The organism is Ruegeria sp. HKCCD8929 (assembly GCF_013031405.1).
Lineage (GTDB): Bacteria > Pseudomonadota > Alphaproteobacteria > Rhodobacterales > Rhodobacteraceae > Ruegeria.
In genome coordinates, this window is sequence record NZ_WPZY01000003.1 from 78,130 (window position 1) to 95,980 (window position 17,851).

The window sequence follows — 17,851 nt, forward strand, 5'->3', positions numbered from 1 at the left end:
ACAGGCCCCGGCGTTTGAGATTTCAGTTGACGCTTCGCGGTCAATCGTCGCGGTGGACCTTCTCGCGGCGTTCGTGACGTTCCTGAGCCTCCAGCGTCATGGTGGCAATCGGACGCGCATCCAGACGACGCAGCGAAATCGGATCGCCGGTCACCTCGCAATACCCGTATTCACCCTCGTCGATCCGGCGCAGCGCCGAGTCGATCTTGGCCACCAGTTTGCGCTGACGATCCCGGGTGCGCAGTTCCAGCGCACGGTCGGTTTCCTCGCTGGCGCGGTCGGCGACGTCAGGAATGTTGCGGGTATTGTCCTGCAGCCCCTCGATGGTATCGCGGCTTCCCGCCAGAAGTTCGTTTTTCCAGTTCAGCAGCTTGCGGCGGAAATACTCAAGCTGGCGGTCATTCATGAAAGGTTCATCTTCAGCCGGGCGATAATCTTCCGGCAGAAAAACTTCCTGCTTCATATTTGCTCCCTCAGAATGGCCTGAAACGTCGGTCGCAGTTGTTTGGCCTGACATTCGGCACCCCCTTTTGCGCTGCATTTATCCGACGGGGCCGAGAATGTCACTACACAAACTCCATACCTGTCGGCCAAATTCCGCGCCATGTCTTGATATGAGACAAGTGCTGCCAAAACCTCGTTTTTCTATGGAATTCCCCAGGCCATTTTATGGCAGCCGCCGCCGCTTCCGGCCGCAGATCGGCAGCGAATCAAGTGGAAGGGTTTGCAAGAACAGGAAAATCCCCGGCATCGCGACGCTGCGGCCTCTCTTGTCAAAAAAGACGGGCCCCTTTAACTCGCATTAAACGTTACTCTGCCTGCGCAGTTTATGATCTCAGAGAGGCCCCATGACCGCACGTTTCGAAGGCACCGCCGAATATGTGGCGACCGATGACCTGACCATCGCGGTGAATGCCGCCGTGACGCTGGAGCGCCCGCTGCTGGTCAAGGGTGAGCCGGGCACCGGCAAGACGGAACTCGCCAAACAGGTTGCAGGCGCGCTGGGTCTACGGATGATCGAGTGGAACATCAAATCCACCACTCGCGCCCAGCAGGGCCTTTATGAATACGATGCCGTCAGCCGGTTACGCGACAGTCAGCTTGGCGACGAGCGCGTGCATGATGTCAGCAACTACATCAAGAAAGGCAAGCTGTGGCAGGCCTTTGAGGCGGATGAAAAGATCGTGCTGCTGATCGATGAGATCGATAAGGCTGACATCGAGTTTCCCAACGACCTGCTGCAGGAACTCGACAAGATGGAGTTCCATGTCTACGAGACCGGCGCGACCATCCAGGCTAAACACCGCCCGATTGTCATCATCACCTCGAACAATGAAAAGGAACTGCCCGACGCCTTCCTGCGCCGCTGTTTCTTCCACTACATCCGGTTTCCCGATGAGACGACGATGCGCAAGATCGTCGAGGTGCATCACCCCGGCATCAAGGAATCACTTCTGACCACCGCTCTGACCCAGTTCTACGAGATTCGCGAAACCTCGGGTCTCAAGAAAAAACCCTCGACCTCCGAGGTTCTGGACTGGCTCAAGCTGTTGCTGGCCGAGGATCTGACCGCCGAAGACCTCAAGCGCGACGGCGCCAGCGCCCTGCCGAAACTGCACGGCGCGCTGCTGAAGAACGAGCAGGATGTGCATCTGTTCGAGCGTCTGGCCTTCATGGTGCGGGGACAACGCTAGGCGGCAAATGCCGCGTTTGCGGCCCCTGCCCGCTTGCCTTGATCGGACCGGGATGCGACCATGCCGCTTGTCGTGACCGGTGCAGGCTGGTCGAAACCGTGCAACACCGGGGAAATGAAAGCGTGACCAGTGAACTCGTCATCCGGGCACTGCGCCCAACGGACCGGCCCGAATGGGCCGAATTGTGGCGGGACTATCTGGCGTTTTATGAAACCGCGGTGCCGGATGAGGTCTATGACAGCACCTTTGCCCGCCTGCTGGGCGACGATCCGCAAGATTTCTCGTGCTTCGTGGCCGAGTTGGACGGGCGGCTGGTGGGCCTGACCCATTACCTGTTTCACCGCCACGCCTGGAAGGTTGAAAACACCTGCTACCTGCAGGACCTCTATGCCCGCCCCGAAGCGCGCGGCACCGGGGTCGGCCGCGCCCTGATCGAGGCGGTCTATGCCGAGGCCGACCGCCAGCGCGCGCCCTCGGTCTATTGGCTGACGCAGGATTTCAACGAAACCGCGCGCAAGCTGTATGACCGCGTGGGCAAGCTGACGCCCTTCATCCGGTACAACCGCCCATGATCCGCCGCGCCGCCCTCATATTGGCCACGGTTCTGGCCGGATGCAGCACTCTCCCGCCGCAGGATACCGCCACGCGCGCGCAGATTGCCGACAGCACCCTGCCGCCGATGAAAAGTTTTACGGCAGCGCGGCCCACACCTCCGGTCCGGTCCAACGCAAATATCGCTGCCGATTTTCTGACGCTGCATTTTGAGCTGGAAAGCGGGCGGCAATTGCCGGTTCTGACCCGGTTCGAAACTCCGATCACGGTGCGCGTCACGGGCTCGCCGCCGCCGACCCTGCAAAGCGATCTCAGCCGCCTGCTGTCCCGTCTGCGCCGTGAGGCCGGCATAGACATCCAGCAGGTCAGCAGCGGCCCCGCGAATGTCACCATCGAGGCAGTCAGCCGCGATCAGATCCGCCGCGCCCTGCCGCAGGCGGCCTGTTTCGTGGTTCCCAATGTCTCGAGCCTGGCCGAATACCGCCGCGACCGGCGGCGCGACAAGACCAACTGGTCGCTGCTGCGCAGCCGTGAACGGCTGGGGATTTTCATTCCATACGATGTCAGCCCGCAGGAAATCCGAGATTGTCTGCACGAGGAACTGGCGCAGGCTATCGGCCCGCTGAACGACCTCTACCGCCTGCCTGATTCTGTCTTCAACGACGACAATGTGCACACGGTGCTGACCGGTTTTGACATGCTGGTGCTGCGCGCCACCTACTCGCCCGAGATCCGCAACGGCATGACCCGGGCACAGGTGGCCGCCGTGCTGCCCGGCCTGCTTAGCCGCCTGAACCCGCGTGGCGATACGATTCGGCCTGTTCCCTACGCAGCAACCTCGCGTGAATGGATCGACGCGGTACAGACAGCGCTCGGTCCCGGCGCCGACCCGGCGCAGCGGCGGCGGGCGGCCAACCGGGCGGCCGTGATCAGTCAGGGCTCAGGCTGGACCGACCAGCGCCGCGCCTTTCCGCATTACATCATTGGGCGGATGATCCAGCTGGATGCCCCGGAAGAAGCGCAGCGCCAATATGGCACCGCGCTGCATTTCCTGGCCCAAACCCCGGGCACTGAGTTGCACCGCGCCTATGTGACGGCGCAAACGGCGGCCTTTGCCATCTCACGCGGCGACGGCGTCAGCGCGCTGCGCCAGATCAACCCGGCGCTCGATGTGATGATGCGGGCCGAAAACGCCGCCGTGTTGGCGACCCTTTTGATGCTCAAGGCCGAGGCGCTGGACCTGACCGGCAAGCCCGAACAGGCCGCCGTGGTCAGGCTGGACAGTCTGGGATGGGCGCGCTACGGGTTCGGCTCGGATTGGGCGGTTCGCTCGATGATGCAGGACATCGCCATGCTGAACCCCCGCAACAGGCTGGGCGGATAGGACCACATGATTGTCATTGTCTTGGCGCTGCTGGGCGCCGTTCTGGGCGGGTTGACCGCGCGAAAACGTAACGGCACGCGGGCCGATATCGCCCAATATGCGGCGGGCTACGCAATTGCCTTTGCGCTGGTGGGAATGATAGCAACATTGGTGCTCCACCGGCTGATGGTCTGAACCGATGTTCCTGCCCTTCTTCGAAAACCTCCGCAAAGCAGGCATTCCCGTCTCGTTGCGCGAATACCTGACCTTTCTTGAGGCGATGAAGCAGGGGCTGGCCACCTACGATGTCGAGGCGTTCTACTATCTCGCCCGCGTCTCGATGGTGAAGGACGAGCGCAACATCGACAAGTTCGACCGCGCCTTTGCCGCTAGCTTCAAGGGGCTGGAGGAGATCAGCTTTCAGCAGGTGATGGAGGCCGTCGATATCCCGGGCGACTGGCTGGAGAAGATGGCCGAGAAACACCTGTCTCCGGAAGAGATGGCCGAGATCGAGGCGCTTGGTGGTTTCGACAAGCTGATGGAGACGCTGCGCGAGCGGCTCAAGGAACAGCAAGGCCGCCATCAGGGCGGCAACAAGTGGATCGGCACCGCCGGCACCTCGCCATTCGGCGCCTATGGATACAACCCTGAAGGCGTGCGCATCGGTCAGAAGGAAAGCCGCCACCAGCGCGCCGTCAAGGTCTGGGACAAGCGTGAGTTCCGCAATCTCGACGACACAGTCGAGTTGGGCACCCGCAACATCAAGGTGGCGCTCAAACGCCTGCGCCGCTGGGCGCGCGAAGGCGCAGCGGAAGAGCTGGATCTCGACGGCACTATCCGCGCCACGGCCGAGCACGGCTATCTGGACGTCAAGACCCGCCCCGAGCGGCATAACGCGGTCAAGGTTCTTCTGTTTCTCGATGTCGGCGGCTCGATGGACCCGCATATCAAGGTGGTCGAAGAACTGTTCTCAGCCGCCCGTGCCGAGTTCAAACATCTGGAATACTACTACTTCCACAACTGCCTCTACGAAGGCGTCTGGCGCGACAACCGCCGCCGCTGGGATCAGCAGACACCGACGCATGAGGTGCTGCGCACTTACGGCCCGGACTACAAATGCATATTCGTCGGTGACGCCAGCATGTCGCCTTATGAGATCGCCTATCCCGGCGGCGCCAACGAGCACTGGAATCAGGAGGCCGGTCAGGTCTGGCTGCAGCGCGCGCGCGCGCAGTGGACCTCGAACCTCTGGATCAACCCGGTGCCGGAGAAATACTGGGACTACACCCATTCCATCGGCATGATTCGTGAAATCTTCGAAGACGCGATGGTGCCGATGACGCTGGCCGGGCTGGAACAGGGTATGCGCGCATTGACGCGCTGACATCTGACGCTGACCCATGCAGCCGGTGTCATTCGGCTGCGCGGGCTGAGAGGTCCGCTTATCCCGCGATGGCCTGAATGCCGAAGAACAGAACCGCTGCCAGCACCGCCGCTGCGGGCACGGTGATGACCCAGGCCGCGATGATGGTCAGGAAATGCGAGCGACGCACGAGCTTGCGCTTCCGGCGCTCCTCGGGCGCGAGTTGCGGGCGTTCCGGTACTGCCATGCGCGCCCTTTTCAGCCGCCGCTCGGAATCCCATTCGCGGAAGAACCCGACGCCGAACACGGCACCCACCGCGATATGGGTCGAGCTGACCGGCAGGCCCAGCCAACTGGCCACGATCACGGTGATCGCCGCCGACAAAGCCACGCAATAGGCCCGCATCGGGTTGAGCTTGGTAATCTGGCTGCCGACCATGCGGATCAGCTTGGGGCCGAACAAGAACAGGCCGAACGAGATGCCGAATGCCCCGATGATCATGACCCAATAGGGAATGCTGACGGCCTGGGTAAAATCTCCGGAGGCCGAGGCCTGCACGATCGCCGCCAGCGGACCCACTGCGTTGGCCACGTCGTTGGCCCCGTGGGCAAAGCTCAGCAGCGCGGCAGAGACGATCAGGGGAATACCAAACAGGATCTTGAGCGACTTGTTGCGGTTTTCCAGCCCTTCCGACTGGCGCCGGATCACCGGGATCATTGCGGCCCAGACAATGCCGCCGCAGACGGCGCCGATCAGCAGCGCGGTGCCGAGGTCGATCTTGATGATCTTCTTCAGCCCCTTGAGCGCCAGATAGCACGCGAAAGCGCCTGCCATGATGCCCACCAGCATCGGCACCCATTTGCGGGCCGCCGCGATCTTGTCCTCCTGATAGATGATCCGCGCCTTGATGAACCACAGGAACCCGGCGGCGATCACGCCGCCCAGAACCGGCGAGATGACCCAGCTGGCGGCGATCTTACCCATGGTTCCCCAGCTAACCGCGCTGAACCCGGCTGCGGCGATTCCTGCACCCATGACGCCACCGACCACCGAATGCGTAGTCGAGACCGGCGCGCCGACCCAGGTGGCAAGGTTGACCCATAGCGCCGAGGACAGCAGCGCCGCCATCATTGCCCAGATGAAAACGGTCGCCGTTCCCATGCTTTCTGGGGCAATAATGCCCTTAGCGATGGTCGAAACGACGTCTCCGCCCGCGATGAGCGCGCCGGCGCTTTCGAAGATCGCGGCGATGGCAATGGCCCCGCCCATGGTCAGCGCGTTGGCGCCAACAGCGGGACCCATATTATTGGCCACGTCGTTGGCCCCGATATTCAGCGCCATATAGGCCCCGAACATCGCCGCCAGCACGACGATAAACGTGTTGTTGTCTTGTCCGAACAGGAACGCAGCGGCGATGCCTGCGACCACGATGAACGCAAATGCGATCCCCGACCCCACGACCGGACGTCCGACCTGCGCCGTCGCCACCTCAAGACGCGAAAAGCGCCGCAGGTCGCGGTCGAGTGTTTCAAGATGGCGGGCTTCGAAGTCTTTGTTGGCCATGGGTCCCTCGTGGATAGCGACCCGGTCACTAGGCGGGATTGCGACCCATTTCAACAGTCTTGATGACAAATCGCGGCTTCACGTGCGGTCAGCGACACAGGGCGGCACCTCGCCTTCAGCTAAAAGACAATCGGGACCGCCTTGCCCTGCCCCCCGATCCCGCCCATATCTAACTCATGCTCCGTATCACCCCGATCCTGCTGGCGGTTCTCTATGCTCTTGTGATGTACCGGATTTCGGTCTGGCGCACCCATCGCGAGTTGGATGCGAAGTCGACCGAACTGGCCGATCCGGCGCTCAAGCGGATGACCGACCGGCTGGCCGCCGCACTCGATCTGGCGCGGATACCGGTCTATATCTACGAAATCGACCCGGTGAACGGTCTGGCAGCACCGGACGGGCGGATTTTCATTACCCGGGGGTTCTACCGCAAATTCCGCAACGGCGAGGTGACCGCCGAAGAGATGGCCAGCGTCATCGCGCATGAACTGGGCCATGTCGCGCTGGGTCATGCGCGGCGGCGGATGATCGACTTTTCCGGGCAGAACGCGCTGCGCACGGCGCTGATCATCATCCTGAACCGTTTCGTGCCCCTGATCGGCGTATGGATCGCCAACGGTCTGACCGCGCTTCTCGCCTCGCGCCTGTCGCGGGCGGACGAGTATGAGGCCGACGAATACGCGGCAGCCCTCCTGACCAAGGCGGGAATCGGGGTTGGGCCGCAGAAATCGCTGTTTCAGAAGCTCGAAGGGTTGACCCAGCAGCGCGCCGGGGTGGTGCCTGCCTGGCTGATGAGCCATCCCAAGACCGGCGAGCGCATTGCAGCGCTTGAGGAGTTGGAGGCGCGCTGGGACACCGGTGATTGATTGCGGGTAGGGTTGGAAGCGAGGGGCCAGCCCCGCCGTCATCGGTCACTCGGACCGATGACGCAACCGATGACGGCTCCCCGGGATATTTTTGAACAGAAGAAGTATTGGGTCAGGTGGTAAGGGCCTTGGCCAGGCGCGGCAGGCGGGCTTTCTTGAGCAGTGGGCGCAGGGTCCATTGATCGCCGGAGAGACGATTGGCCTCGGTCAGTGCCTGCTCGGCTATGGAGGCGGTGCTTTCAGGGTCGTGTTGCCAGAACTGGTGCAGCAGGGTGTCGGGGTCGGTTCGGGTCAGGCCCTCTTCGGCCAGGATGTGACGCGGGAAGTCCTTGGCGTTCATGGTCACGATGGTGTCGGCGGAGGCGGCTACGGCGGTTGCCAGTACGTGGATGTCCGCTTCGTCCGGCAGCCAGAGGCGGGCCTCGATGCCGGCGGCGGGTTTGATCTCGGCCTTGGGCCAGTTTGCGCGGATCAGCGCGATCTCGGCGCGGGCCTGGGCCTCGCCTTCGGGGCCGAGTTTGATTGCGGCACGCGCCCATTCCTCAAGGATGCGAGCCGACCAGAGCGGAGTGAAATGGCCCTGACGTGCCGCGCCCAGCAGCATCTCGCGCATCACCGTGGGGTAGATGACGCAGGTATCCAGAACCGCCCTCACAACCGGAAGAACACGGCCTTGAGGTAACCGCTTTCGGCCAATTGCGGCAGTTGCGGGTGATCCGGCCCGGCATAGCCGGTGTGGATCAGTTGCGCGTGGCGCCCGGCGCGCCCGATGCCCCGGGCCGACGCGTCGCGGAACCGGCCCAGATCGGCGGCGTGGGAACATGAGCAGAGGCCGAGATAGCCGCCCGGTTCGACCAGCGGCGCGGCAAGGCGCGCCACCCGCTCATAAGCGCGCAGGCCCGCATCCAACGCTTGTTTCGAGGGTGCGAAGGCTGGCGGGTCGCAGATCACCACGTCGAACTGCGCGCCCTCTTCGCCAAGCGCGGTCAGAACCTCGAAGGCATCGCCCTGCCTTGTCTCGAACCGGTCGGCAAACCCTGAGGCTTCGGCGCCCTGCCGCGCCAGATCCAGCGCGGCGGCGGAGCCATCCACCGACAGCGCCTGCGTCGCACCGCCCACCAGCATGGCCAGCGCGAAGCCACCTACGTGGGAGAACACGTCGAGCACCCGTGCCTGTGGGTGCACCAGACGCGCGGCAAAGGCGTGGTTTGAACGCTGGTCGTAGAACAGCCCGGTTTTCTGCCCGCCGGTCAGGTCGGCCATATAGGTTGCGCCGTTCATCGGCACCGGCAGCGGCACGGTGGGCGTTTCGCCGCGCAGAGTGGCGCTCACGTCGTCCAGACCTTCGAGGCTCCGTGTCCGGCCCGAGGCGTTCTTGAGCACTGTGGTGACGCCAGTGACGTTGACCAGAGCCTCGGTCAGCTGGTCCAGATGCACCTCGGCCCAGGCGGCGTTGGGTTGAATCACGCAGGTATCGCCGAAACGGTCGATGATCACGCCCGGAAAACCGTCGGCTTCCGCATGGATCAGCCGGTAATATGGCGCGTCGAACAGGCGCTCACGCAGCTCAAGCGCGCGGGTTAGCCGGGTTTCGAACCATTCGGCGGTCAGTTCCGCCGCCGGATCGCGGTCGAGCATGCGGCACATGATCTTGGAGGCCGGATTGACCGCGACCAGCCCAATGGGTGCCCGATTGTCATCCTCGAGCACCGTCAGCGCTCCAGGCTCGATCTTGCGGGTGCGGCGGTCGGTGACGATGTCGTTGGCGTAAACCCAGGGAAAGCCGTGGCGCAGGCCACGGGCATTGGCCTTGGGTTTGAGGCGGACACGGGGACGGTCGGAAGAGGAAGGCGCAGTCATGAGCGCCCTCTTAGTCGGATTGCCTTCGAGGGGAAAGCCTTTGCAATGCGGATCAGCCCCGTTCGCGCGAGCGCCAGCCGCCGCGCCGGCGTGGGGTCTGGGCCGCGCTTAGCCCCTCCTGCAATACCTGGCTCATCGGATGATCCGGCGCACCGGGCGCGTAGCTGGCGTGCAGCGCCCGCAGCGCCTGTGCCTGATCGCATGCCTCGGGCAGGCTCAGCGCCCAGTCCAGAAAGATGCTCCGGCATTCGGGCGCGGTGATGCCGTCGATGCGATAGGCCTCGCGGATCAGCCCCTTGGGATCGTTGGGATCGTCACTCTGGGCCATCTGTCCCCTCTCCGATGGCAGCCGGAATCAATACCCCGGACTTGGCATAGCTGTCCTCGAGCGCCGCCTGCAACTGCTCGATCCGGTCGAAGCCGGTGGTCCGGCAGAGAAAGGCCGCGCCGCCCTCGCCGATGCTGCCCGTCTCGATCGCCTTGCCCGACAAAAGCCGCGCCGCCGTCTGTACCGACCAGCATAGGTCATAGCAGTCCTTGAGCGTCCGGGCATCCGCGACATTCAGCAGCCCGGCAGCGACGGCGCCGTCGAGGCCGGAATGCACATCGCGCTCGACCCGGCCCGCCAGCAGCGCGCCGGTTTCGGCCATCAGTTCGATGTCCAGCAACCGCCCCGGCCCGGTCTTGGCATCCCAGACGCCCGACGGGGTCTTGGCCGCCGCCAGCCGGGTGCGCATCTCGACCACCTCGCCCAGCACGTTTTGCCGGTCCTTCGCCTCGGCGATGAAGCCCGCCCTGAAGGTCTCGATATCGCGGACAAGGCTGGCCTCACCCACCACCACGCGGGCACGGGTCAGGGCGAGATGTTCCCAGACCCAGGCCTCTTCGCGTTGATAATGGGTAAAGCTGGCCCAGCTCGTGGCAACCGGCCCCTGATTGCCCGAGGGGCGCAGGCGCATGTCGACCTCATAAAGCCGCCCTTCGGCCATGGGCGCGGTCAGTGCGGTGATCAGTGCCTGCGTAAAGCGGGCATAATAGGTACGCGTGGCTAGCGGGCGCTTGCCCTCGGACATATCGACCCCTTCGGGATCGTAGATCACGATCACGTCTAGATCGGATTGCGCGTTGATCCGCCCTGCCCCCAGCGAGCCCATGCCCAGCACGGCCGCCCCGCGCCCCGGCGCAGGCCCATGCTTGCGGGCGAACTGCGCGGCGACGCAAGGCAGGATGGCAGCGATCACCGCATCGGCCAGTTCGGCATAGTGTTGCCCCGCTGTGGCTCCGTCGATCAGGCCCCGCAGGTGGTGCACACCGATGCGGAAATGCCACTCCTTGCCCCAGCGGCGGGCCATGTCGAGTTGGCGTTCATAATCGTCCTCGCCCTCCAGCGCCTGTCGCAACTCGGCCTCCAACGCCGCCTGCCCGGGCCAGTCGGTAAAGAACGCGCCGCCGATCACCGCATCGAAGACAGAGGAGTTGCGCGACAGGTGGGTGGCCAGCGCGTGAGAGGTGCCAACGATATCGACCAGCAGGTCGATGAGCTGCGGGTTGGCTTCGAATAACGAAAACAGTTGCACCCCGGCGGGCAGGCCCGCGAGGAAGCCGTCGAGCGCCACCAGCGCCTCATCCGGCTTGGCGGTTTTGGCGAGGCGGGACAGAAGTTCGGGTTTGATGCGCTCGAAGATACGCGCGCCACGCTGCGAACGGAGGGCGGGATAGGTGGGCCAGCGGGCCATGACGCCGGCATCGAACTCGACCTCAGCCGGTTGCGTCGGCGCGGGGCCGGAACCGGGTGCGAAGAAACCTTCGGTCAGGTCGTGCACCTCGGTCAGTCGGTCGGTCAGATCATCGGTCAACTCTTCGGCGCCGATCCCCATCAGACAAGCCACCCTTTCGATGCCGTCCGGTGACTGCGGCAGCTTGTGGGTCTGCGCGTCATGCACCATCTGGATGCGGTGTTCGACCTCGCGATGGGCGCGGTAGTGATCGGTCAGCTTGTCGGCCACGTCCTGCGGCACCCAGCCCTTGGTGGCCAGCGCTGCCAGCCCCTCGACCGTGCCGCGCAGGCGCAGGTCGCTGTCGCGCCCTCCGGCAATCAACTGACGGGTCTGAGTGAAGAACTCGATCTCGCGGATGCCGCCCCGGCCCAGCTTCATGTCATGACCAGGGATCGACAGCGCCCCGCCGGTGCCTTTGTTTTCGCGGATACGCAGGCGCATGTCGTGGGCGTCCTGAATGGCGGTGAAATCCAGATGTCGCCGCCAGACGAAGGGCCGCAAGGTGTCGAGAAACCGGTCCCCGGCCTTCAGATCGCCCGCACAAGGCCGCGCCTTGATATAGGCGGCACGTTCCCAGGTACGGCCCAGGCTTTCGTAGTAGCGCTCGGCAGCCTCCATCGCCATGCAGACCGGGGTGACCGCCGGGTCGGGGCGCAGCCGCAGGTCGGTGCGAAACACGTAACCATCGGCGGTCTTGTCGCTGAGGGTGGCGCAGAAATTGCGGGTCGCGCGCACCATACTCTGTCGCGCCTCGTAGAAATCGTCCGGCTCGAACCGGGTCTCGTCGAAGAGCACGATCAGGTCGATATCCGAGCTGTAATTCAGCTCATGCGCGCCCATCTTGCCCATGGCCAGGATGACAAGGCCCCCGGCAGTCTCGATATCGTCCTCGGTCTGGCCCGGCAGCTTGCCGCGCCGGATCGCCCGCGCGATCTCGGCCTTGGCCGCCACATCCGCCGCCTGAGCACCGAAATCAGTGAGCACCGCCGTCACCCGTTCCAGCGGCCATGCACCCGACAGATCCGCCAGCGCGGTCAGCAGGGCCAGCCGCCGCTTGGCCAGCCGCAACCCTGGTTTCAACTGATCGGGCGGTAGAGCGTGCACGGCAGCGGTGACCTCGGCGATCGCCGCCTCGGGGTCGGCCAGCGTCGGGGCCAGCCAGTCGGCCTCCTGCTCGATCAGGCTTTTGAGGTAGGGGCTGGAGCCCGCGACACCTTCGATCAGTGCGCCCTGCTCAGCGGTCAGTCCGGGCACGGCGGCGCGTGTATCGGCGCCAAGCGCAGGATCAAAGGGGCGTGGCAGGCGGGATATGGTCAAAGCTCCAGTCATTGCCGCAGGGTGAGCATTGCTAGGCGCCAAGGTCAATGCGTCAACCCCTCGCGCCGTGCTTGTAGGGCAATCAGGACGAGCCTAATCTGCCCCCTTCACCAACGTGCGGAGACCGAGATGAGCAAAAGCCTGAAACGCGTGCGCGCTGCACTCGCCGATGCCGGACTTGCCGTAGATATCCGCGAGACCGACAATGCCCGAACCGCGCTGGATGCGGCCAATGCGGTGGGCTGCACGGTAGACCAGATCGCCAAATCCATCATCTTTCGCGGTGAGCAAACTGGTGAGGCCATCCTGTTCCTGACAGCAGGTGGAAACCGGGTGTGTGCAAACAAAGCCTCTCAAGCAGCCGGAGAACCGCTTGGTAAAGCGGATGCCGATCTGGTCCGCACCCAGACCGGGTTCGCAATCGGTGGCGTGGCGCCTGTTGGGCGTCTCTCGCCCATTCGTACGTTTCTCGACCCCCGGCTGGCCGAGTTTGGCACGATCTGGGCCGCAGCGGGTACACCACGACATGTATTCTCAATCAGTCCCGACGCATTGCTCAAACTGACCGGCGCGGTATCGGTGGAATTCACCGAGTAGCTAAACAGCTCAAGAAAACCGCCGCAAAACCGGCTTTTGGCGCATCAACGGAAAATAATGTAAATCTTTTTCACATTACCCCTTGCATACCGCGGACGGCATCCTATCTTGATGTATGTGAAAGCGATTTACATCAAACCTGGAGAGACCCAATGACCACTTTGTCCGACCCCGTCGCCCCCACCCATCCGGGCTGGCTCTACCGCGCCGAGGCCTGGCTTGATCAAAAGGGCAAAGGCGCCTGGATCGCCGCAATGGTCCTCGGCTTTGTCTTCTTCTGGCCCATCGGCCTGGCCCTTCTCGCCTACATGATCTGGAGCAAACGCATGTTCAGCAAATCCTGCCGCCGCAGCAAAACCTGGCGCAGTCACGCCACGGCGATGACACCCTCGGGCAACAGCGCCTTTGACGCCTACAAGGCAGACACGCTGGCCCGGCTGGAACGCGAACAGCATGATTTCGAAGCCTTCCTGGAACGCCTGCGCGAAGCCAAGGACAAAGCCGAGTTCGACCAGTTCATGGATGAACGCGCCCGTGCCGCCCGCGAAGAAGAAAACGACAAGGACGGCGACGCCTGAACCAGGTTCCCCGCGCCCGCCCGACGTGGGGACCACCTTGTTTCGATCAACCGGATTTTCCGATATGACCCACCTGCCCCATCCCGACCGCCAGCCCGAGTTTTATCAATCCGTCGCAGCCAAGCGTTTCCTGGCTTGGGTATTCGACACCGTTATCATCATCCTGCTCAGCCTGATCGTGGTGCTGCTGACCGCCTTTGTCGGTGCCTTCATCTGGCCGCTGCTCTACCTGACGGTCGGCTTTGTCTACCGGGTCGCCACCATCGCAAACGGCTCGGCCACCTGGGGTATGCGGTTCGTCGGGGTCGAACTGCGCAACGCCTATGGCGCCCGTTTCGATACCGGCCTGGCGTTGGCCCACACCGCCGGCTACACGATTTCCATGGCCATTCCGGTGCTGCAGGTGATCTCGGTCGTCATGATGTTGACCAGCGCCCGCGCGCAAGGTTTGACCGATATGGTGCTGGGCACGGTCGCAATTAACCGACGCGTGCTGGCGTAAGCGGCCTCTTTTTTGCACTCTTGGCGGGTCCCGAATCGGTTGTTATCATCCGGGCAGGAAACTACGGGACCCTCATGCGCCACACGCTGCCAATCGCGCCACAATTCTATGTGACGGCTCCGCAACCCTGTCCGTATCTCGAAGACAGGATGGAGCGTAAGTTGTTCACCGCGCTGCAAGGCGAAGGCGCGGAACGGTTAAACAATTCGCTGTCGCAGCAGGGGTTTCGCCGGTCCCAGAACGTACTCTACCGCCCTTCCTGCACCGAATGCGCCGCCTGCCTCTCGGCGCGGATCGACGTCTCGAAATTCGCCCCGAGCAAAAGCCAAAAACGGACCGTGCGGCGCAACGCACATCTGGGCCGGCGGGCAACCTCGCCTTGGGCCACCGACGATCAGTTCGACCTCTTCCGCACTTACCTCGACACCCGCCACGCCGATGGCGGCATGGCCGATATGGATGTGTTCGAGTTCGCCGCGATGATCGAGGAAACGCCGGTCCGCAGCCGCGTGGTGGAATATACCGACAACCGCACCGGCGATCTGACGGCGGTCAGCCTCACGGACGTGCTCGAAGACGGGCTGAGCATGGTCTACTCTTTCTACGATCCGGACCAGCCGCAGAACTCGCTGGGCACGTACATGATCCTCGATCATATCGAGATCGCGCGTGAGGCCGGGCTGCCTTATGTCTATCTCGGCTACTGGGTGCCGGGCAGCCCCAAGATGGGCTACAAGGCCAAGTTCTCAGGCCTGGAGATCTATCTGAAGGGCCAATGGCTGACCGTGAAGAACCCCGACGCCTTCGCCAACACCTCGCACCACCCGCTCTCGACCGACCCGATTGCCGAGCAGGTGGCGAATATCCAACTGCCCGACCGCCATCCGACAAAAGGCTGAGGCCGAATGCGACAATCCATATTCGCCGTCGCTCTGGTGGTGGCGGATTACGACACCGCCATCGCGTTCTACGTGGACACTATAGGTTTCACACTCGATCAGGACAAAGACCTGGGCGGTGGCAAACGCTGGGTCCGCGTCACGCCACCCGGCGCCGCGCAAGGCTCCCTGATCCTCGCTCAAGCGGACGGGGACGCACAACGTGCAGCCATCGGCAATCAGACCGGAGGCCGGGTCGGGTTCTTTCTCACCACCGACGATTTCGCCCGCGACCACGCCGCGATGTTGGCCAAGGGCGTAGTGTTCGAGGAAGAGCCGCGCCACGAACCCTATGGCACGGTCGCGGTCTGGCGCGACCCGTTCGGCAACCGCTGGGACCTGCTCCAGTTCACCTGACCCGGACCCTTCTTCTGTTCAGAAATATCCCGGGGACGAATTGCCCCGGACCTCATCCGGGGCAAGAAGGGGCAGCGCCCCTTTGCCTTCAAACAAAAAAGAGCAAAGGGAGCCCGAAGGCTCCCTTTTCATTCTGATAACAGCCGTCTCCGATCAGTTCGGGATCAGTGCCGGCACGATGGTGACGATTGCCGGGAAGAACCACAAGATTGCGATGCCCACCACCTGAATGATCACGAAGGGCACGATGCCGCGATAGATGTGGCCCGTGGTTACCTCTTTCGGTGCAACCCCGCGCAAATAGAACAGCGCAAAACCAAAGGGCGGTGTCAGGAACGAGGTCTGCAGGTTCACCGCCACCATGATCGTCACCCATTTCGGATCGAACGAGCCGCCATAGATCACCGGCCCCACGATCGGGATCACGATGTAGATGATCTCGAGGAAATCGAGCACGAAACCCAGCACAAAGAGTACCAGCATCACGATCAGGAAAACCGTGAATTCGTTGTCGAAGCTCTTCAGGAATTGCTGGATGTAGTGCTCTCCGCCAAACGAGATCACCACCAAGTTCAACAGCTGCGAACCGATCAGGATGGTGAACACCATCGAGGTCACCTTGGCCGTCTCACGCACCACCGGGCTCAGCACGCCCGTCTTCAACAGCACCCAGCACCCGAACAACAGTCCGAACAGTGCGTAGAGATAGGCGCCATAGGCAAAGAAGAAGGCGATCCAGCTTTCGACGCTGACATTCCCTTGATTGATGCGCAGATCGAAATTTACTCCGATCAGAATGCAGATGATGATGGCAAAGGTGGACCAGATGATCACCATGCCCGAGCGACCCTCATCCTGCAGCTTTCGATACGCGGCCAGCATGATGGCCCCGCCCGCGCCAAGCGCCGCAGCGGGTGTCGGATTGGTGATACCGCCCAGAATCGAGCCCAGCACCGCGATGATCAGAACCAGTGGTGGGAACACGACCCGAATCAGTTCGTTCCTGGTGGCGCGCACAGCCGCCACCTTACACCCATACAGTGTCAGGATCAGCGGCAGAGCAATGATTAACACCGTCGCCCCCGAAGAGGTGGTCGGTTGAACAAACAGAACATCGGCCAGAGCCAGAAGCAGCAACCCGATGGCCCCCGCGATCAGCGGGCGCACATCCCGGGACGGCGCGATGCCCCGGCCAAGCATCAGCGTGAGCCCCAGCAGGACGATTATCACGGCCATACCGGTGCCGATCGGTGCCGCCGCGTCGATCTTCGCTTGGCGTGCCTCGGCGATCTGCTCATCGCTCAGCCGTTCGCTTTGATTGACACCGCCTGCGGCGTCGATGGCCTCCTGCTCGGCAACGGCCTGGTCCCAGGCCTCTTGCCCATGCAGTTCGATCATCGAGACCTTGCATTGTTCCGGCACTTTGGTCCGCAGGCTGGCACCCTCGCCGATGTCGGAAAAGGCCGAGACGGTGACATCCTGCGAGCCGACGATGCCGACGCCGGACAGAAGGATTACGCCCGCGATCAGCGCAACCGGCGCCCCGAGGAACCAGGTCAGACCCTCACCGCGGGTGATCGGCTCGTGATTGGACGCGCCCAGTGCAACCGCTGGCGCCTTTTCAGGGTTCAGCATCGCGTAGCCAAAGGCATAAAGCGCGTAGAGCAGCGCCAGCATGATCCCCGGCAACAACGCAGCCTGGAACAGTGTTCCGACCGAGACCACAGCAGGTTCGCCTAGATAGGTCAGCGCATCGGAACAGCCCGCAGCCACCGCCCGGCTCTCCTGCGCGGCCGAGTAGAGATCGCCCGCCAGCGTGCCCAGAAGAACGATCACGATAGACGGCGGAATGATCTGCCCCAGTGTCCCGCTCGCAGCGATCACCCCCGTTGCTAGTTCCGGCGAGTAGTTGTTGCGCAGCATCGTCGGCAGGGCCAGCAGGCCCATGGTCACCACGGTCGCCCCGACGATACCGGTCGAGGCCGCCAGAAACGCGCCCACCACCACGATGGACACGGCCAGACCGCCGGGCAGCGGGCCAAAAACACGGGCCATGGTGGTCAGCAGGTCGTTGGCGATCTTCGAGCGTTCCAGCGTGATGCCCATCAGCACAAACATCAGCACCGCCAGCAGCGTTTCGATGGACTGGCCCGCCAGAACCCGCTCGTTGATGCGGTTGACGATAAAGGAGACGTTGCGGTCCAAGGCCACTTCCCAGCCCTGGACGAAGACCGGCTCGGCACTTCTCGGCAGATCCGGGTATCGGAAGACCGAGATGGTATCCGGGTGCACCCCGGAATTGACCAGATCACGATAAAGCGTTGACGATGTGTCGATTGCCTGGTGGATCAGCAGCCCGGCGCTGTCGAGCGCGGCAATGATCCCGAACGAGATGATCCCCGCGCCGCCAATGGCAAACGCCACCGGAAAGCCGGAAAGGATGCTGCCGAACAGGCAGAAAAAAACGATAATGAGGCCGATTTCGACGCCATCAAGACCGAATAGCATAGCTCAGGTTCCTA

Annotated in this window: 18 protein-coding genes; 11 read left to right on the forward strand and 7 right to left on the reverse strand. The window is 63.1% G+C overall.

Annotated features, from left to right (window positions below; all coding sequences use genetic code 11):
• Positions 1-40: 40 nt before the first annotated feature.
• Entirely contained in the window at positions 41-463 is a 423-nt protein-coding gene (gene dksA, locus GOX53_RS05390) for an RNA polymerase-binding protein DksA (RefSeq protein ID WP_171174186.1), read from the reverse strand.
• Between the two features lie 385 nt (positions 464-848).
• Here dksA and GOX53_RS05395 point away from each other — a divergent pair, with 385 nt between their 5' ends.
• The 5 genes from GOX53_RS05395 (at position 849) to GOX53_RS05415 (ending at position 4,993) form a co-directional block, all read left to right on the forward strand.
• Positions 849-1,694, forward strand: a complete 846-nt coding sequence (locus tag GOX53_RS05395) for a MoxR family ATPase (protein WP_171174188.1) — start codon at positions 849-851, stop codon at positions 1,692-1,694.
• Positions 1,695-1,816: 122 nt separating this feature from the next.
• Positions 1,817-2,266 carry a GNAT family N-acetyltransferase gene (locus tag GOX53_RS05400; RefSeq protein ID WP_171174190.1) on the forward strand — a complete coding sequence of 150 codons (450 nt, stop codon included), beginning with the start codon at positions 1,817-1,819 and terminating at the stop codon, positions 2,264-2,266.
• Entirely contained in the window at positions 2,263-3,630 is a 1,368-nt protein-coding gene (locus GOX53_RS05405) for a DUF2927 domain-containing protein (RefSeq protein WP_171174192.1), read from the forward strand. The genes GOX53_RS05400 and GOX53_RS05405 overlap by 4 nt, the downstream gene beginning before the upstream one ends.
• Before the next feature lie 6 nt (positions 3,631-3,636).
• Positions 3,637-3,804 (forward strand): apolipoprotein acyltransferase, encoded by a 168-nt coding sequence (locus GOX53_RS05410; protein WP_171174193.1) that lies wholly within the window; start codon positions 3,637-3,639, stop codon positions 3,802-3,804.
• Between the two features lie 4 nt (positions 3,805-3,808).
• Positions 3,809-4,993: a VWA domain-containing protein gene (locus GOX53_RS05415; protein ID WP_171174195.1), complete on the forward strand. Its 1,185-nt coding sequence runs from the start codon at positions 3,809-3,811 to the stop codon at positions 4,991-4,993.
• 58 nt (positions 4,994-5,051) lie between these two features.
• Here GOX53_RS05415 and GOX53_RS05420 read toward each other — a convergent pair whose 3' ends face one another.
• Positions 5,052-6,536 carry an inorganic phosphate transporter gene (locus tag GOX53_RS05420; RefSeq protein WP_171174197.1) on the reverse strand — a complete coding sequence of 495 codons (1,485 nt, stop codon included), beginning with the start codon at positions 6,534-6,536 and terminating at the stop codon, positions 5,052-5,054.
• A gap of 176 nt (positions 6,537-6,712) precedes the next feature.
• On the opposite strand from GOX53_RS05420, the gene GOX53_RS05425 reads away from it, so the two are divergent.
• On the forward strand, positions 6,713-7,402 hold the full coding sequence (locus tag GOX53_RS05425; RefSeq protein ID WP_171174199.1) for a M48 family metallopeptidase: 690 nt from the start codon (positions 6,713-6,715) through the stop codon (positions 7,400-7,402).
• Between the two features lie 112 nt (positions 7,403-7,514).
• Here the strand turns inward: GOX53_RS05425 and GOX53_RS05430 are convergent, their stop codons facing one another.
• From GOX53_RS05430 to GOX53_RS05445, 4 genes are read right to left on the reverse strand one after another with little or no spacing between them, the layout of a single operon-like run.
• Positions 7,515-8,057, reverse strand: a complete 543-nt coding sequence (locus GOX53_RS05430; protein ID WP_171174202.1) for an RSP_2648 family PIN domain-containing protein — start codon at positions 8,055-8,057, stop codon at positions 7,515-7,517.
• Positions 8,054-9,262 (reverse strand): RSP_2647 family RNA methyltransferase, encoded by a 1,209-nt coding sequence (locus GOX53_RS05435; RefSeq protein ID WP_171174203.1) that lies wholly within the window; start codon positions 9,260-9,262, stop codon positions 8,054-8,056. Before GOX53_RS05435 ends, GOX53_RS05430 begins: the two co-directional genes overlap by 4 nt.
• A 52-nt stretch (positions 9,263-9,314) precedes the next feature.
• Positions 9,315-9,590 (reverse strand): hypothetical protein, encoded by a 276-nt coding sequence (locus GOX53_RS05440; protein WP_171174205.1) that lies wholly within the window; start codon positions 9,588-9,590, stop codon positions 9,315-9,317.
• Positions 9,577-12,369 carry a glutamine-synthetase adenylyltransferase gene (locus GOX53_RS05445; protein WP_171174207.1) on the reverse strand — a complete coding sequence of 931 codons (2,793 nt, stop codon included), beginning with the start codon at positions 12,367-12,369 and terminating at the stop codon, positions 9,577-9,579. The genes GOX53_RS05440 and GOX53_RS05445 overlap by 14 nt, the downstream gene beginning before the upstream one ends.
• A gap of 117 nt (positions 12,370-12,486) precedes the next feature.
• Here GOX53_RS05445 and GOX53_RS05450 point away from each other — a divergent pair, with 117 nt between their 5' ends.
• From GOX53_RS05450 to GOX53_RS05470, 5 genes are all read left to right on the forward strand, one after another.
• Positions 12,487-12,954, forward strand: coding sequence for a YbaK/EbsC family protein (locus tag GOX53_RS05450; RefSeq protein ID WP_171174209.1), 468 nt, complete (start codon positions 12,487-12,489; stop codon positions 12,952-12,954).
• A gap of 152 nt (positions 12,955-13,106) precedes the next feature.
• Entirely contained in the window at positions 13,107-13,532 is a 426-nt protein-coding gene (locus GOX53_RS05455; protein ID WP_171174211.1) for a DUF2852 domain-containing protein, read from the forward strand.
• 64 nt (positions 13,533-13,596) lie between these two features.
• Positions 13,597-14,034 carry an RDD family protein gene (locus GOX53_RS05460; RefSeq protein WP_171174213.1) on the forward strand — a complete coding sequence of 146 codons (438 nt, stop codon included), beginning with the start codon at positions 13,597-13,599 and terminating at the stop codon, positions 14,032-14,034.
• Between the two features lie 74 nt (positions 14,035-14,108).
• Positions 14,109-14,933: an arginyltransferase gene (locus tag GOX53_RS05465; RefSeq protein WP_171174214.1), complete on the forward strand. Its 825-nt coding sequence runs from the start codon at positions 14,109-14,111 to the stop codon at positions 14,931-14,933.
• A 6-nt stretch (positions 14,934-14,939) separates the two neighbouring features.
• Positions 14,940-15,329 carry a VOC family protein gene (locus GOX53_RS05470; RefSeq protein ID WP_171174216.1) on the forward strand — a complete coding sequence of 130 codons (390 nt, stop codon included), beginning with the start codon at positions 14,940-14,942 and terminating at the stop codon, positions 15,327-15,329.
• Positions 15,330-15,482: 153 nt separating this feature from the next.
• Here the strand turns inward: GOX53_RS05470 and GOX53_RS05475 are convergent, their stop codons facing one another.
• Positions 15,483-17,837 carry a TRAP transporter large permease subunit gene (locus GOX53_RS05475; protein ID WP_171174218.1) on the reverse strand — a complete coding sequence of 785 codons (2,355 nt, stop codon included), beginning with the start codon at positions 17,835-17,837 and terminating at the stop codon, positions 15,483-15,485.
• Between the last annotated feature and the right edge of the window lie 14 nt (positions 17,838-17,851).

Bases quoted from the DNA above. Each gene is read 5' to 3' on its own strand.
- GOX53_RS05455 (WP_171174211.1), top strand. From the start codon at position 13,107: ATGACCACTTTGTCCGACCCCGTCGCCCCCACCCATCCGGGCTGGCTC.
- GOX53_RS05420 (WP_171174197.1), bottom strand. From the start codon at position 6,536: ATGGCCAACAAAGACTTCGAAGCCCGCCATCTTGAAACACTCGACCGC.
- GOX53_RS05470 (WP_171174216.1), top strand. From the start codon at position 14,940: ATGCGACAATCCATATTCGCCGTCGCTCTGGTGGTGGCGGATTACGAC.
- GOX53_RS05445 (WP_171174207.1), bottom strand. From the start codon at position 12,369: ATGACTGGAGCTTTGACCATATCCCGCCTGCCACGCCCCTTTGATCCT.
- GOX53_RS05395 (WP_171174188.1), top strand. From the start codon at position 849: ATGACCGCACGTTTCGAAGGCACCGCCGAATATGTGGCGACCGATGAC.
- GOX53_RS05465 (WP_171174214.1), top strand. From the start codon at position 14,109: ATGCGCCACACGCTGCCAATCGCGCCACAATTCTATGTGACGGCTCCG.
- GOX53_RS05435 (WP_171174203.1), bottom strand. From the start codon at position 9,262: ATGACTGCGCCTTCCTCTTCCGACCGTCCCCGTGTCCGCCTCAAACCC.
- GOX53_RS05475 (WP_171174218.1), bottom strand. From the start codon at position 17,837: ATGCTATTCGGTCTTGATGGCGTCGAAATCGGCCTCATTATCGTTTTT.
- GOX53_RS05440 (WP_171174205.1), bottom strand. From the start codon at position 9,590: ATGGCCCAGAGTGACGATCCCAACGATCCCAAGGGGCTGATCCGCGAG.
- GOX53_RS05460 (WP_171174213.1), top strand. From the start codon at position 13,597: ATGACCCACCTGCCCCATCCCGACCGCCAGCCCGAGTTTTATCAATCC.
- GOX53_RS05410 (WP_171174193.1), top strand. From the start codon at position 3,637: ATGATTGTCATTGTCTTGGCGCTGCTGGGCGCCGTTCTGGGCGGGTTG.
- dksA (WP_171174186.1), bottom strand. From the start codon at position 463: ATGAAGCAGGAAGTTTTTCTGCCGGAAGATTATCGCCCGGCTGAAGAT.
- GOX53_RS05405 (WP_171174192.1), top strand. From the start codon at position 2,263: ATGATCCGCCGCGCCGCCCTCATATTGGCCACGGTTCTGGCCGGATGC.
- GOX53_RS05415 (WP_171174195.1), top strand. From the start codon at position 3,809: ATGTTCCTGCCCTTCTTCGAAAACCTCCGCAAAGCAGGCATTCCCGTC.
- GOX53_RS05450 (WP_171174209.1), top strand. From the start codon at position 12,487: ATGAGCAAAAGCCTGAAACGCGTGCGCGCTGCACTCGCCGATGCCGGA.
- GOX53_RS05425 (WP_171174199.1), top strand. From the start codon at position 6,713: ATGCTCCGTATCACCCCGATCCTGCTGGCGGTTCTCTATGCTCTTGTG.